The following is a 13,280-nucleotide window of genomic DNA, read 5'->3' on the forward strand; positions in this document are numbered from 1 at the left end:
GATGACCAAGTCCAGCAATGACACCGACGCCCGCGCCGCCCTGCGCCTGGTCTCCTCGCCGGAAGCCGAGGTCTATGACCTGATGCGCGCGCCCGAAACCACCGCCGAGCGCGTCAAACGCCTTCAGGCCGAAGCCCGCGCCCTGGCCATCGAACAGGTCGAGGCGCTTGAGGTCGCCCTGTGCAAGGCCGCCGACATGGCCCGCGAAATCGCCGACGGCGGCGACGCCTATCCGGTCGGCGCCCGCGAACTGGCCGCCCGCCTCGTCGCCGACCTGCCCTCCAAGGCCGAAACGATGAAGGCCATCGTGGCCAAGAGTCATTCTTGATTTAAGGGCGCTATCGCTCGCCGCGCGGCGGCTTGCTGCTTCAGCGCATCCTTGATTTAAGGGCTCTATCCCTCGCCGCGCGGCGGCTCGCTGCCTGAGCGCATTTTGTGCGCCTTCTCGACGCGGCCTGGGCGCTTCGCGCCGCCTCTTCCTTCAACGCCGTCATCCTCGGGCTTGACCCGAGGATCCAGCAAACGCGCCGCTACGCTCCCACCACGTCCGCGTACTCGGGATGCCGCTTCAGCCACGCCACGGCATAGCTGCAGTGCGGGATCAGGGTCAGCCCCTCGGCCCGCGCATATTCGGCCAGCGCCTGCATGAAACGCCCCGCCGCGCCCGTGCCGCGCAGGGCCGGGTGCGCCTCGACATGCAGGATGACGCGGGACTGGCCGCGCACCGCATACTCGGCCCAGACGGGATGTTCCGCGCCGTCGTCGGTCGCGAACACCTGCTGGAAACGTCGGTCGGCGGCGAGGTCTTTAAAGCCCGTCATGCGTCTCTCCATTCAGTAAAACAGGCGGCGCGGATTGGCGATGGCTCGCCCTTCCAGCAGGGCCTTCAGCCCCAGCGCCCCGCGCACAATGGTCCAGATCACCATGATGAACAGCACGAAGATGCCCACATTCACCAGCACCAGCAGGGCGCCGATGATGATGGCCAGCAGCGCCGCGATCAGCGTCCGCTTCTGGAACTCGAAGTGGCTGCGCAACAGCGGGTCCGCCGGCGCCGGTCGCCCCCACACGCGCAGCAGGCCGATCAGCGCCGCCACGCCGAAGGTCGGCGCCGCCAGAAGGATCAGGGCGTAACCGGCGTAAAGACCGGTCAGGTCGGCCGACGCCGCCTCGGCGCCGGTTCTGCTGTAATCGCCGGACTGGACCATCGGAACCTCTTGTCAGAACGAAGATGATGGCGGCAGGCAGGCCTGCGCGCAACCGGCCTCAGCGGGAATAGGCGACTTCGCAGGCGGCGGCCGCCGCATCGGGAATGGCGCCGGGCTTTTCAACCCGCACCACCACGCTCAGCACGCGCGGATCGCTCAGGCAGGCGACGGCTGTGCGCTCGGCGAAGGTCTCGATCAGGGCGATGTGCGGCCCCGCCGCCAGCTCGCGCACGATGCGGGCGACGCCGTCATAGTCCAGCGTATCGGCCAGACGCTCGACCGGCGCGGCGCCCAGATCCAGATCGACGTCCACCACCAGCGGCTGCAGCCTGCCATGCTCATGATCGTAGAAGCCGATGGAGGCCTCCACCTTCAGGGCGCGCACCATGACCTTCAGGCCCAGACGGCGCGGTTCGACGGACGGCAGGGGGGTGACGACGGCGCTCAAGACCAGGTCTCCGGCGGCAGAAGATCATTGATGCTGAAATCGGCCCGGTCGCACCAGGCGCCCAGCTCCCACGCCCGCTCCGCCGCCGTCAGGCCGCGCGCCAGAACGGTGTTGGTCGGCGTCTCCTCGATGGCCAGTTCGGCCAGCCGGAAGGGCAGGTCTTCGGCCGCGACAATGGCCTCCAGCTTGCGCCACAGGGCGATGACCAGAGCCTCGGTCGTAGGATCGCCGTCCACCGTCAGCACCTGGTTCAGGCGGTGCGGCTCATGCTCGCGGAACCAGCCCAGCAGGGGATCGGCGCGGTTCAGCTGGAAGGCGTGGTCCAGACTGCGGTCGACAAAGCCGTGCCAGCGCGTCTTCAGCCGCTCGAACGAGGCGGCGTGGTTGGCGGCGCCGAAGGCGATCTCGGCCGTCGGCTCCAGCGTCACCGTCACGAACTCATTGTGGCCGTGCGGCACGGCGCACCTCGACCCCGCATCGGCGATCAGCCGGTGCGCCATCGAAAAGCGGCGAGTGAAACGGACAGCGGGCATGGGCTCTAAGGGGTCAACGGCGTCGGCCGCCGCATATAGGGGCCGCCAAGGGTCCGCGCATCAACACCCGCACGATGGCGAAGTAAAGACGACGGGCCCTGAAAGGCGGGCTTCACACCTTCAGTCCCGGATCAAAGGCCACGTCGCGGCCGCGCCGGATCAGGCTTTCGCCGCCGTCCAGGGTGATGACCTGCCCCGTCAGCGCCGGCGCCGACAGGATGAAGCGCACCGCCCCCAGCACATCGTCCACCCCGGCCCCGCGCCCCAGCGGCGTATCGCGCCATGCGGCCTCATACTCAGCGTCGGTCTGATCGCCGCTGCGCAGGATCAAGCCCGGCGCCACCCCGTTTAGCCGCACGCGCGGCGCCAGCGCCAGCGCCAGCGTCGGCGTCAGACCGGCCAGCCCCACCTTGCCCGCCGTATAGGCGAAGAAGTCCGGGTTCGGCGTGTCGATCTTGTGGTCCAGAATATTGACGACGCAGCCCTGCCCCTGCGCCTGTTCGACAGCGGCGGCGAAGTCGCGGATCAGAAAGACCGGCGCCGTCAGATTGGCGTCCACATGATCGCGCCACGACGCCTCGGTCAGGCTCTGCAGGGTGTCATAGCGGAACAGGGAGGCGTTGTTGATCAGGGCGTCGATCCGGCCAAACCGCTCGACCACCGTCGGAATCAGCCCCTCGCGCTGCGCCGGGATCGCCAGATCGGCGGCGAAGGTGTCGGCCTGCCCGCCTGCATCGCCGATGGCCTGCGCCAGCGCCTGCGCCTCATCGGCCCCGCCGCGATGATGGATGGCGACGCGCCAGCCGTCGGCCGCCAGCCCGCGCGCCAGCGCCGCGCCCACACGCCGCGCGGCGCCGGTAATCAGGACCACACGCTCAGCGGCCGCGCTCATTCAGCCCGGCCTTCTGCGGAAGATTTCGACGCCCGCCCCCGCCGCCTCGGCGAAGATCAGGGGCTTTTCGACCCGCACGCGACAGGCCTCGACCGCAGGCAGGGCGAAGCAGGCGGCGATGACCTCTTCAACCAGCGTCTCCAGCAGGTCGACATGCGGCCGCCCGGCCCAGTTGCGGATATGGTCGCGCACGCTGTCATAATCGATGAAGTCGCCATGGCGCAGCGGCCATCCGGCGAACATCTCGACATTGACCAGCAGGCGCGTGGGGCGCTCGGGATGGCGCTCCCACGGATGCAGGCCGACGCTGACGTCGACCGTCACATCCTTCAGGACGACGCGGACGTGGTCCCCGGCTGCGCGCCAGTCGAACCCGCCCGCATCGGGCGCCCGATCAGTCAACCCGGCCGAACTCGAAATAGTTGAAGGCGGCGACAACGGCGATGAAGGCGAAGATGGTGGCGATGGCCAGCATGATGGGTCTCCTGTTCCGCCTCCGAATAGGGGCAAGCGCGCCCCTGTTCAAGCCGCCCGGCCGCGGCCTATCGTTCGCGCATGGCAAACTGGCGCATCCGTATCGAACCCCTCACCCGGCCGCTGTTCTTCATCGTGTCGCGGATGAGCCGGGGCATGACGCTGGGCGTGCGCGGCGCGGCGGTCGATGGCGAGGGCAGGGTGCTGCTGGTCAAGCACACCTATCTGGAGGGCTGGTGGCTGCCCGGCGGCGGGGTGGACCGGGGCGAGACGACCCATGCCGCCGTCATCCGCGAACTGCGCGAAGAGGCCGGGCTGATCGTCAGGGGCGAGCCGCGCCTGCTGTCGGTCCATTCCAATGAGCGATTCTTTCCGGGGGATCATGTGCTGGTCTTCCGCATCGACGCCTTCGACATGACCGAACGGACCAGTCATGGCGAGATCGCCGAGATCGGCTGGTTTCACCCCGACGCCCTGCCCGAAGACACGACCCGCGCCACCCGCGATCGTCTGGCCGAGATCTTCGGCGGCGCCGCGCCTGATCCGAACTGGTGAGACCACCGATGCAGCTTCCCATCCTCGCCCTGCTGGCCATGATCCTGGGCGGCGCCGCCACCGCCCTGCAGGGGCCGACCAATGCGCGGCTGGCCAGCGCGGTCGGGTCGCCGGTCAATGCAGCCTTCGTCTCCTTCTTCGTTGGGGCGGTGGCGCTGGGCGTGACGGCGCTGGTCCTGCAGGCGCGGCCGGACGTGCAGGCGATGAAGGCCCTGCCCGCCTGGGCGTGGCTGGGCGGGCTTTACGGTTGCGTCTTCGTGGTGGCGGCCGCCTGGGGCGTGCCCAAGATCGGCGTGGCGCTGACCATCACTCTGATGGTGGCGGGCCAGCTGGCGCTGAGCCTGATCCTCGACCACTTCGGCGTCATGGGCGTGCCGCAGCAGCCGATCAGCCTGACCCGTATCGCCGGGGTGCTGCTGGTGATCGGCGGAGTGCTTCTGGTCCGGCGCGGCTGAGCCTATATCCCGGCTGATGACCGACCCGACGCCCGACATTCCGGAGACGCCCGATTCTCAGGCGAACGCCCTTCCGCTTCAGGCCGCTGAACTGATCGCGGACGAGGCCCGGCGCGCGCCCGACAAGCCCGGCGTCTATCGCATGTACGGCGAGGACGGCGCCTGCCTCTATGTCGGCAAGGCCAAGTCGCTGAAGAAGCGCGTAGTGCAATATGCGCAAGGCCGCTTCCACACCCAGCGCATCGGGCTGATGGTGTCGCTGACCCGCGCGATGGAGCTGGTGGTCACGGCGTCCGAGACCGAGGCCCTGCTGCTCGAATCCAACTTCATCAAGAAGCTGAAGCCGCGCTTCAACGTCCTGCTGCGCGATGACAAGTCCTTCGCCGAACTGATGATCCGTCGCGACCACCGCGCGCCCCAGGTCAGGAAGCATCGCGGCGCCCATACGATTCCGGGCGACTATTTCGGCCCCTTCGCCTCGACCTGGGCGGTGAACAACACCCTGAACACCCTGCAGAAGGCCTTCCTGCTGCGGTCCTGCTCGGACAGCGTTTACGAGACGCGCACCCGCCCCTGCATGCTGCACCAGATCAAGCGCTGCTCGGCGCCGTGCACCGGCCTGATCTCGCTGGAGGACTACGGCGGTCTGGTCAATGAGGCCGAGGCCTTCCTGCGCGGCAAGTCGCGCGCCGTCATCGGCCGCCTGTCGCAGGAGATGCAGGCCGCCTCCGACGACCTCGACTTCGAGACCGCCGCCCGGGTGCGCGACCGCATCCGCGCCCTGTCGGCCATCGCCATGGAGAACAGCGTCAACGCCGAGGGCGTGGCCGAGGCCGACGTCTTCGCCCTGCACGCCGAGGGCGGTCAGGCCTGCGTTCAGGTCTTCTTCTATCGCGCGGGCCAGAACTGGGGCGGCCGCGCCTATTTCCCGCGCGTGGACAAGAGCGACAGCGATCCGGAAATCCTCGCCGCCTTTCTGGGTCAGTTCTATGAGGACAAGCCTGTCCCGCGCCTGATCCTGTCCAACGTCCGCCCGCATGAGCTGGAGCTGCTGGAGGAAGCCTTCAGCATGAAGGCCGAGCACAGGGTCGAGATCGCCCGGCCCCAGCGCGGCGGCAAGGCCAGTCTGGTCGACCACGCCCTGACCAACGCCCGCGAGGCGCTGGGCCGCAAGCTGGCCGAGAACTCGGCCCAGTCGAAGATTCTGGACGAGGTGTGCGAGGCCTTCGGTCTGGACGCCCGGCCCGAGCGGATCGAGGTCTATGACAACGCCCACATTCAGGGAACCAACGCTGTCGGTGGCATGATCGTCGCGGGGCCTGAGGGCTTCCGCAAGAACCAGTACCGCAAGTTCAACATCCGGGGCGACGACCTGACGCCCGGCGATGACTACGGCATGATGCGCGAGGTCATGCGCCGCCGCTTTGGCAAGATGGTCAAGGACGAGGAGGCCGGAGAGGCGGTCGAGCGCCCCGACCTGCTGCTGGTCGACGGCGGGGCGGGCCAGCTGGCCGAGGTGCTGGCCGTCATGGCCGATCTGGGCGTCGACGACATCGCCGTGGTCGGCGTGGCCAAGGGACCGGACCGCGACGCGGGCAAGGAGCATTTCTTCATGCCCGGCAAGCCGCCCTTCATGCTGCCGCTGAAGAGCCCGGCCCTCTACTACATCCAGCGCCTGCGGGACGAGGCGCACCGCTTCGCCAACGGCGCCCACGCCAAGCGCCGATCCATGGACATCAAGAAGAATCCGCTGGACGAGATCGAGGGCGTCGGGCCGGGGCGCAAGAAGGCGCTGCTTCACGCCTTCGGCTCGGCCAAGGGGGTCAGCCGCGCCTCGGTCGCCGATCTGGTCAAGGTGGACGGCGTCAGCCAGGCGCTGGCCGAGCGCATCCACGGCTTCTTTCACAAGTCGTGAGGGACGCCGATTTCGGGTTGAGCGACCAACCGTCGCGGGTCTAGGAAGCGCTTCATGACCAACGAATTGACCAAGGGCTATCACCGCTTCCGCCAGAACCGGTGGCCGTCCGAACGCGCCGAATACGAAGCCCTGGCCGCCAATGGTCAGAAGCCGCACACCCTGGTCGTGGCCTGTTCCGACAGCCGCGCCGACCCTGCCCTGATCTTCGACACGGCGCCGGGCGAGCTGTTCGTGGTGCGCAACGTCGCCAATCTGGTCCCGCCCTATGAGCCGGACGGCAAGCTGCACGGCGTCTCGGCGGCGCTGGAATTCGGCGTCAATGTGCTGAAGGTCAAACACGTCGTCGTCATGGGTCACGCCTCCTGCGGCGGCGTGAACGCCATGCTGAACGGCGCCCCGGCCAACTGTCAGGACTTCGTCGCCCCCTGGGTCGAGCAGGCCGCCCCCAGCGTGCGCCGCGCGGTCGAGGCCCTGCCCGCCGAACAGGTCGAGTGCGCGGCCGAAGAAGCCGTGGTGCGCCTGTCGCTGGACAATCTGCGCACCTTCCCCTGGATCGCGGAGAAGGAGGCGGCGGGTGAACTGAAGCTCAGCGGCCTGCATTTCGGCATTGCGCTGGGCATCCTGTCCAAGCTGACAGGGCCGGGGCGGTTCGAGCGGCTGGACTGAGGGCGCCCTCGCCGCTCAGCCCGCCCTCGCCTCTGGCCGCGAACCGTGGCACACCCGGCGTGTTGCAACGGAAGACGTCATGGCCCCTGCCTACAAAGCCATCCCCAACATCCTGACCAGCCTGCGGCTGGCGGCCGGGATCGTCATGTTCCTGCTGCTGGCGGGCGCGACCAGCGGCTTCCCCTTCGTCTCTGCCTGGCTGAGCCCTGACGACCAGTTCGCCATGTATCGGACGGGGTTCTGGATCTTCGTCCTCGCCGCCTCGACGGACTGGATCGACGGCTATCTGGCTCGCCGCTGGAAGGCCGAGACGCGCTGGGGCGCCATCCTGGACCCGATCGCCGACAAGATCTTGGTCACCGGCGCCGTGCTGGGCGTGCTGACGAGCGGCTCGGTGCAGCAGATCATCATTCCGTGCGGCCTGATCCTGTTCCGCGAGTTCGCCGTTTCGGCCCTGCGCGAGACGATGGCGGGCCGCATCACCCTGCCCGTCACCCTGGCCGCCAAGTGGAAGACGACGCTGCAGATGGTCGCGCTGGGCTGCCAGCTGTTCGCCCGCAACTGGGACGGCTGGGGCCTGCCGTTCGACTACCTGCCCCATTTCCAGCTGTTCTCTGACGCCCTGATCTGGCTGGCCGCCATCGTCACCCTGTGGACCGGCTGGCAGTATTTCAGCGCCGCCCGCAAGCAGATGCAGGACCTGTAATTCCCCTTCTCTCCTTGTGGGAGAAGGTGGCAGGCGAAGCCTGACGGATGAGGGGTGTCGGCGGCGCGGGTTGAAGTTCAGCCCCTGCAGCCTGCGCCCCTTTTTCATGCCGTCGCGCGAACACCCCTCATCCGGTCCTGACGGACCACCTTCTCCCACAAGGGGAGAAGGGGATCAGAGCATCTTCTCAAGCACCACGAACTCCAGTTCGCGCGTGCGGGGCAGGCCGAAGCGTTCGTCGTCGAGCGGGAAGGGGCGGGTTTCGCCGGTCAGGCGATAGCCGCGGCGTTCGTACCAGGCGATCAGCTCGGCGCGTTGGCGGATGACGGTCATCTCCATGCGCGTGGCGGCGAAGCGGGCGGCGGCTTCGGCCTCGGCGGCGTCGATCAGCAGGCGTCCCAGACCGCCCGCCTGACGCGCCGGATCGACAGTCAGCAGGCCCAGATAGGACAGGCCCTGCCCCTGATCGGCGACCTGAACGCAGCCGGTCAGGGCGCCGTCGACCTCGGCCAGCAACAGCGCCCGCGCTCCGTCGGTCAGGATGTCCCGCAGTTCGGCTTCATCCGTGCGCTGGCCGCCCAGAAGATCGGCTTCATGGGTCCAGCCCGACTTGGCGCTGTCGCCGCGATAGGCGCTTTCGATCAGGCGATGCAGCGCCGGAATGTCATCCGGCGCGGCAGGCCGGAAGGTCGTTTCGCTCATTTGACGCCCAGTTCGCGGATCAGGTGGTCCATGCCGTAGACGTCGCGCAGGGCCGTGGTCACGGCCTGGGTGGTGACGATGACGCTGCGGTTGACGTTGCGGTCATAGCCATAGGCGTTGCGCTGGGTCAGGACGGTGGAGTCGAAGTTGGCGCCGATGATCTCGCCCTTCGCATTGACGGCGGGGGAGCCGGACGAGCCGCCGATGGTGTCGGACGAGACGGCCATGTTCATCACGGCGTTCGGGTCGATGCGGTCCTTGGCGGCCAGCACTTTGGGCGCGACGTTGAACGGTTCAGCCCCCGTCGCACGGTCCCACAGGCCCGCGAAGGTGGTGAAGGCGGGGATGCGCTGGCCCGGCACGTCGGTCCCTTCAACCCGGCCGTAGGTCAGGCGCAGGGTGCCGGTGGCGTCCGGATAGACGGCGTCGCCGAAGACGGCGAAGCGGGCGGCGGCCAGTTGTTCGGAGGCGCGGTCGGTCGGCGCCTGCACCCGGTTCTCCCAGTCGGCGCGCACGGCGCGGGCGTCGGCGTCGATGGCCAGAACATACTGGATCAGCGGGTCGGTCGAGGCCTGAACGGCGGGCAGGCCGCCTTCCCACAGGGCGCGGCGCACGGCGGGATCGGCCAGTTTCGTGCCTTCGATCAGGCGGGCGGACAGGGCCTCGGGGCTTTCCTTGCCCAGCAGGGTGCGGACATAGGGGCTGTCGACCGTCAGCCATTCGCGGGTCCGCGACAACCACCATTCCAGACGGATCTGCTCCAGTTCCGGATAGGTCGGACGCGCCGCGAACAGGGCGGACTGCACGCCCGGCAGGCGGCTGTCGGCGAGCTCGGCCAGACGCTGGTCGGACGGCTTGGCGCGCTCCTGCGCCCCGCGCACGATGGCCCGCGCCCATTGGAACAGGGGCGAACCGCCCGCGACCGCTGTGGTGCCCATGCCGGTGCCGCCTTCCAGCAGGGCCATGGCCGGGTAAAGCTCGCGCGCGATCGGCTGGACGTCGGCCAGAACGGCCCACGGGTCGCCGACCTCGCCCGACAGTTGCTCGCTCTCGGCCACGCGGCGGCGGAAGACGGTTTCCTGACCGGCCAGCTGGTCCATGAAGGCCGGGTCGATCAGGGCGGCCATGCGCCCGCGGCCGCGCTTATAGGTGTTCTCGACGCCCGACAGCGGGTCCATGGCGATGAAAGCCTGATCGGCGCCCTCTTCGGAATAGCGGATCAGACGGCCGCGCAGTTCGGAGGCGATCAGCTGATCCAGCGGCAGGACCACGTCGCGGATGGTCATCAGCTGGGCCTGCGTCAGCAGGCGCTGGGTCGAGCCGGGGTTGCCGGTGACGAAGACAGGCTCGCCCTCGGTCGGCTTGTTCGGATTCCAGGTGAAATGGGTCGGGGTCGCGGCGGGCTTTCCGTCTTCGTACAGGCGGATGAAGGCGGCATCGATGGCGAAGCGCGGGAAGGAGAAGTTGTCCAGATCGCCGCCGAAGGTCGCGGCGCGGTCTTCCGGCGCCCAGGCCAGACGCACGTCGGAGTATTTGCGGAACTTGTAGAGCTTGAACTGACCGCCGCGATACAGGCTGACGACCTGACAGCGGATCCTGGCGTCGTCGCCGCAGGTTTCGGTTTCGATGCGGCCCGCCTCGGCCTCGCGCGCCTGGGTGTAGGCCTGACCGTCGAGGCCAGCGCCCGCCTTCTGGACCCGCTGGGTGACGTCGGTGATGTCGGTCAGGATTTCCGCCGAGGCGCCCGGGCACTGCAGCTCTTCCTCGCGGCTGCGGGGGGTGAAACCGGTCTCATTATACTGAAGCTGCGGCGTCGACAGATTGGCGACGCAGGAGGCGACGCAGTGGTTGTTGGTCATCACCAGCCCCTCGGCCGAGATGACGCCCGCCGAACAGCCGCCGAACTTCACCGACGACAGGCGCACACGGTCCAGCCAGCCCTGATCGATGGACGTGCCCAGCGTCTGATTGGCGCGGGCGATGGGGAAGTTGTCATAGGTCCACATGCCCTCCTCCGCCTTGGTCGAGGACGCGACGGATGAGGCGGCGGCGAAGGCCAGAACGACGGCCGAGGCGAACAGCATGTGACGCATGGAAGGCTCCTGAGTTCAGACTCCGGCGAGGAAAAACAGAGTCCAATTCGTCTGAATAGTCTGAAATCGACACGATGGAAGCTAGCAGGCCGATGCGTCAGACGGGGGCGTATTGTTTTCTCCCTCCCCTTCATGGGGAGGGTGGTTGAGCCCGACAGGGCGAAACCGGGTGGGGCGGCGGGGCCGTTCGGGCGCAGGGCCAAAGCCGGAAGTGGAGTTCAGGATCGCCTGCCCCTCCCCACCCGGTCGCTGCGCGACCACCCTCCCCATGAAGGGGAGGGAGAGGCGCGGCGTCTGGCGTGGACGCCGCGCGCAAGCCTTAGCGGCGCACGCCCAGTTCGCGCAGCAGGCGCGGCTGGTTGTAGACGTTGCGCAGGGCCTCGGTGACGGCGGCGGTCGAAACCGACACCGTGCGGTTCAGCTCGCCGTCATAGCCGAACGAGCCGCCCAGCGAGTGGATGTTGCCGTCGAAGGCGGCGCCGATCACTTCGCCCCTGGCGTTGATCACCGGCGAGCCGGAGTTGCCGCCGATGATGTCGTTGGTCGAGACGAAGTCATAGACGACATCCTTGTTGATCCGGTCCTTGGCCGCGACGAAGCGGTCGGCGGCGTTGAACGGCTCGGCGCCGGTGGCGCGGTCCCACAGGCCGCCCATGTGGGTGAAGGACGGCACGGTGACGCCGCGATAGCTCCAGCCCTTCACCTGACCGTAGGACAGGCGCAGGCTGAAAGTGGCGTCCGGATACTGGTTCTCGCCATAGACGGCGAAGCGGGCCTGGGCGACCTTTTCGGCGGCGCGGGCGGTCGGGGCGTTGACGCCCGCGTCCCATTGGGTGCGGACGGCTTGCGCCGCGTCATCATTGGCCAGGACGAAGGCGATCATCGGATCGCCCGAGGCAGCCAGCTGTTCCGGCGTCATGGCCAGGGCCTGGGCGCGGAAAGCCGGGTCGATGAGGCGGCTCTGCGACAGGCGGGCGGCGATGACTTCGGGGCTTTCGGCGCCCAGCATGGCCTTCACATCGGCGCTGTCGACCGTCAGATATTCGCGCGTCTTCAGCATCCAGTGCGACAGCTGGATCTCTTCGACGCCGACCGGGATCGGCGCCTCGGAGGCCAGACGGCGGCCCAGGGCGGCGATGTCGCTGTCGGCGTATCCGGCGCGGCGCTCGGCGACCGGCTTGGCGCGTTCCTTGGACGCGCGGACGATGGCGCGGGCGTAGGAATAAAGGGTCGAGCCGCCGCCCGCGTTCGCCTCAAGCTGGCGATAGGGCAGATAGAGGTCGCGGGCGGTCGCCTGCACCTTTTCCAGATCGGCCCACGGGTCGCCGATGCGTTCGGCCACGGCCGGATCGGCGGCGACGCGCTGGCGCAGTTCAGCCTCTTCCTGACGCTTCTTGCCCATGAAGGCCGGGTCGGTCAGGGCGCCCTGCTGGCCGTAGTAGACCTTGAAGCTGTTCTCCAGACCGAAGATCGGGTCGAGGGCGACGCGCTTTTCTTCCTCGCCCGTGGTCGAATATTCGATCAGGCGGCCGCGCAGCTCGGCGCCCTGGATCAGGGTGAGGGGAATCTGCTGGTCGCGCAGACGCTCCAGCTGGCTCATGGTCAGCAGGCGCGAGGTCGAGCCGGGGTTGCCCGCCACGAAGGTGACTTCGCCGTCGACAGGGGCGTTGGGATTCCACTTCAGATGGTTCGGCGTGGCGACCGGCTTGCCGTCCTCATAGGCGCGCAGGAAGGCGGCATCGAGGGCGTAGCGCGGGAAGTTGAAGTTGTCCGGGTCGCCGCCGAAGAAGGCCGCCTGAAACTCGGGCGCGAAGACCAGACGCACGTCTTCGTATTTGCGGAACTTGTACAGGGCGTATTTGCCGCCGCGATAGAAGCTGATGACCTGACAGGTCAGCTTGCGGTCGTCGCCGCAGGCTTCCTTCTGGATGGCGTCGATCTCGGCCGAGCGGGCGGCGACGAAGGCGGCGCCTTCCAGACCCGAACCGGCGCCCAGAACGCGCTCGGTCACGTCGGTGATGTCGGTCAGGACCTCGGCCGTCTGACCGGGGCAGGTCTTCTCTTCCTCGCGCGTGGCGGGCATCCAGCCGTTCTTGACGTAGTCGTTCTGAGCCGTCGACAGATCCTGCACGCAGGAGATGACGCAGTGGTGGTTGGTCAGGATCAGGCCTTCGCCCGACACGAACGAGGCCGAGCAGCCCTGCAGGCGCACGGCGGCGTTGCGGACGCGATCCAGCCACGGCTGGTCGATGCGCGTGCCGTATTTCTGGTTCACCGTCTGGATGGGGAAGCTGTCGAAGGTCCACATGCCTTCATCGGCGCGGGCGCTGGTGGCGGGGGCGCTGGCGAGCGCTGCAACCATGCCGATCGCCGCCAGAGAGGCGGCCAGAGAAGCGCGGTCAGAAACGGCGCGGGAAAATTTCTTGGACGAAAAATGGCGAGGCAGCATGTTTTTCTCCGGCGACGAAGCCTCCTGCTTCGTCTTTCTTTGGCCAGGTCACTAACGCCGGAAGCACAGGGGCCACAACCCCCGGAGGTGCGCGACGCCTTATCGCCTGCGCTGACCATTGCGTGAGCGAAGCGCGATCGCCCCGCCAAGCCTTACCCCGATTTAACTTGGCCACGGGCCG

General features: G+C 68.1%; 15 protein-coding genes. 6 read left to right on the top strand and 9 right to left on the bottom strand.

The features are described from left to right. The first annotated feature begins 1 nt into the window (after position 1). A complete protein-coding gene (locus ABE454_RS11300; RefSeq protein WP_346531723.1) occupies positions 2-328 on the top strand; it encodes a hypothetical protein in 327 nt (108 codons plus the stop codon). A 202-nt stretch (positions 329-530) separates the two neighbouring features. Here ABE454_RS11300 and ABE454_RS11305 read toward each other — a convergent pair whose 3' ends face one another. From ABE454_RS11305 to ABE454_RS11330, 6 genes are all read right to left on the bottom strand, one after another. Further along, positions 531-821 (bottom strand): GNAT family N-acetyltransferase, encoded by a 291-nt coding sequence (locus ABE454_RS11305; RefSeq protein ID WP_346531725.1) that lies wholly within the window; start codon positions 819-821, stop codon positions 531-533. 12 nt (positions 822-833) lie between these two features. After that, positions 834-1,208, bottom strand: a complete 375-nt coding sequence (locus tag ABE454_RS11310; RefSeq protein WP_346531727.1) for a serine/threonine protein kinase — start codon at positions 1,206-1,208, stop codon at positions 834-836. Positions 1,209-1,266: 58 nt separating this feature from the next. Next, a complete protein-coding gene (folB, locus tag ABE454_RS11315; protein ID WP_346531728.1) occupies positions 1,267-1,656 on the bottom strand; it encodes a dihydroneopterin aldolase in 390 nt (129 codons plus the stop codon). Continuing rightward, positions 1,653-2,189 carry a 6-pyruvoyl trahydropterin synthase family protein gene (locus ABE454_RS11320; protein ID WP_346531730.1) on the bottom strand — a complete coding sequence of 179 codons (537 nt, stop codon included), beginning with the start codon at positions 2,187-2,189 and terminating at the stop codon, positions 1,653-1,655. Before ABE454_RS11320 ends, folB begins: the two co-directional genes overlap by 4 nt. 112 nt (positions 2,190-2,301) lie before the next feature. Beyond that, complete coding sequence (locus tag ABE454_RS11325; RefSeq protein ID WP_346531732.1) at positions 2,302-3,081, bottom strand: SDR family oxidoreductase; 780 nt, start codon at positions 3,079-3,081, stop codon at positions 2,302-2,304. Next, on the bottom strand, positions 3,082-3,483 hold the full coding sequence (locus ABE454_RS11330; protein WP_346531734.1) for a dihydroneopterin aldolase: 402 nt from the start codon (positions 3,481-3,483) through the stop codon (positions 3,082-3,084). A gap of 153 nt (positions 3,484-3,636) precedes the next feature. Between ABE454_RS11330 and ABE454_RS11335 the strand changes: the two genes are divergently transcribed. The 5 genes from ABE454_RS11335 (at position 3,637) to pgsA (ending at position 7,855) form a co-directional block, all read left to right on the top strand. Continuing rightward, the gene (locus tag ABE454_RS11335; RefSeq protein WP_346531736.1) at positions 3,637-4,110 is read left to right on the top strand and encodes an NUDIX domain-containing protein; all 474 of its coding nucleotides are present in this window, start codon (positions 3,637-3,639) and stop codon (positions 4,108-4,110) included. Between the two features lie 8 nt (positions 4,111-4,118). Continuing rightward, positions 4,119-4,565, top strand: coding sequence for a DMT family transporter (locus tag ABE454_RS11340; RefSeq protein ID WP_346531738.1), 447 nt, complete (start codon positions 4,119-4,121; stop codon positions 4,563-4,565). 16 nt (positions 4,566-4,581) lie between these two features. Next, positions 4,582-6,480, top strand: a complete 1,899-nt coding sequence (uvrC, locus tag ABE454_RS11345; protein WP_346531739.1) for an excinuclease ABC subunit UvrC — start codon at positions 4,582-4,584, stop codon at positions 6,478-6,480. 54 nt (positions 6,481-6,534) lie between these two features. Beyond that, positions 6,535-7,149: a carbonic anhydrase gene (locus tag ABE454_RS11350; RefSeq protein ID WP_003166117.1), complete on the top strand. Its 615-nt coding sequence runs from the start codon at positions 6,535-6,537 to the stop codon at positions 7,147-7,149. Between the two features lie 79 nt (positions 7,150-7,228). Beyond that, the gene (pgsA, locus tag ABE454_RS11355) at positions 7,229-7,855 is read left to right on the top strand and encodes a CDP-diacylglycerol--glycerol-3-phosphate 3-phosphatidyltransferase (RefSeq protein ID WP_346531742.1); all 627 of its coding nucleotides are present in this window, start codon (positions 7,229-7,231) and stop codon (positions 7,853-7,855) included. Between the two features lie 174 nt (positions 7,856-8,029). Here the strand turns inward: pgsA and ABE454_RS11360 are convergent, their stop codons facing one another. The 3 genes from ABE454_RS11360 to ABE454_RS11370 all read right to left on the bottom strand — a co-directional run bounded on the left by ABE454_RS11360 (position 8,030) and on the right by ABE454_RS11370 (position 13,099). Then, positions 8,030-8,557 (bottom strand): GNAT family N-acetyltransferase, encoded by a 528-nt coding sequence (locus ABE454_RS11360; protein ID WP_346531743.1) that lies wholly within the window; start codon positions 8,555-8,557, stop codon positions 8,030-8,032. Then, positions 8,554-10,650, bottom strand: coding sequence for a S46 family peptidase (locus ABE454_RS11365; RefSeq protein ID WP_346531745.1), 2,097 nt, complete (start codon positions 10,648-10,650; stop codon positions 8,554-8,556). The genes ABE454_RS11360 and ABE454_RS11365 overlap by 4 nt, the downstream gene beginning before the upstream one ends. Positions 10,651-10,969: 319 nt before the next feature. Further along, the gene (locus ABE454_RS11370; protein ID WP_346531746.1) at positions 10,970-13,099 is read right to left on the bottom strand and encodes a S46 family peptidase; all 2,130 of its coding nucleotides are present in this window, start codon (positions 13,097-13,099) and stop codon (positions 10,970-10,972) included. Positions 13,100-13,280 lie beyond the last annotated feature (181 nt).

Origin of the sequence: Brevundimonas diminuta (assembly GCF_039673845.1) — a bacterium.
Lineage (GTDB): Bacteria > Pseudomonadota > Alphaproteobacteria > Caulobacterales > Caulobacteraceae > Brevundimonas > Brevundimonas diminuta_E.

Coding starts and splice junctions, on each gene's coding strand:
- ABE454_RS11300 (WP_346531723.1), top strand. CDS start 2: ATGACCAAGTCCAGCAATGACACCGACGCCCGCGCCGCCCTGCGCCTG.
- ABE454_RS11305 (WP_346531725.1), bottom strand. CDS start 821: ATGACGGGCTTTAAAGACCTCGCCGCCGACCGACGTTTCCAGCAGGTG.
- ABE454_RS11310 (WP_346531727.1), bottom strand. CDS start 1,208: ATGGTCCAGTCCGGCGATTACAGCAGAACCGGCGCCGAGGCGGCGTCG.
- ABE454_RS11320 (WP_346531730.1), bottom strand. CDS start 2,189: ATGCCCGCTGTCCGTTTCACTCGCCGCTTTTCGATGGCGCACCGGCTG.
- ABE454_RS11325 (WP_346531732.1), bottom strand. CDS start 3,081: ATGAGCGCGGCCGCTGAGCGTGTGGTCCTGATTACCGGCGCCGCGCGG.
- ABE454_RS11335 (WP_346531736.1), top strand. CDS start 3,637: ATGGCAAACTGGCGCATCCGTATCGAACCCCTCACCCGGCCGCTGTTC.
- ABE454_RS11340 (WP_346531738.1), top strand. CDS start 4,119: ATGCAGCTTCCCATCCTCGCCCTGCTGGCCATGATCCTGGGCGGCGCC.
- uvrC (WP_346531739.1), top strand. CDS start 4,582: ATGACCGACCCGACGCCCGACATTCCGGAGACGCCCGATTCTCAGGCG.
- ABE454_RS11350 (WP_003166117.1), top strand. CDS start 6,535: ATGACCAACGAATTGACCAAGGGCTATCACCGCTTCCGCCAGAACCGG.
- pgsA (WP_346531742.1), top strand. CDS start 7,229: ATGGCCCCTGCCTACAAAGCCATCCCCAACATCCTGACCAGCCTGCGG.
- ABE454_RS11360 (WP_346531743.1), bottom strand. CDS start 8,557: ATGAGCGAAACGACCTTCCGGCCTGCCGCGCCGGATGACATTCCGGCG.
- ABE454_RS11365 (WP_346531745.1), bottom strand. CDS start 10,650: ATGCGTCACATGCTGTTCGCCTCGGCCGTCGTTCTGGCCTTCGCCGCC.
- ABE454_RS11370 (WP_346531746.1), bottom strand. CDS start 13,099: ATGCTGCCTCGCCATTTTTCGTCCAAGAAATTTTCCCGCGCCGTTTCT.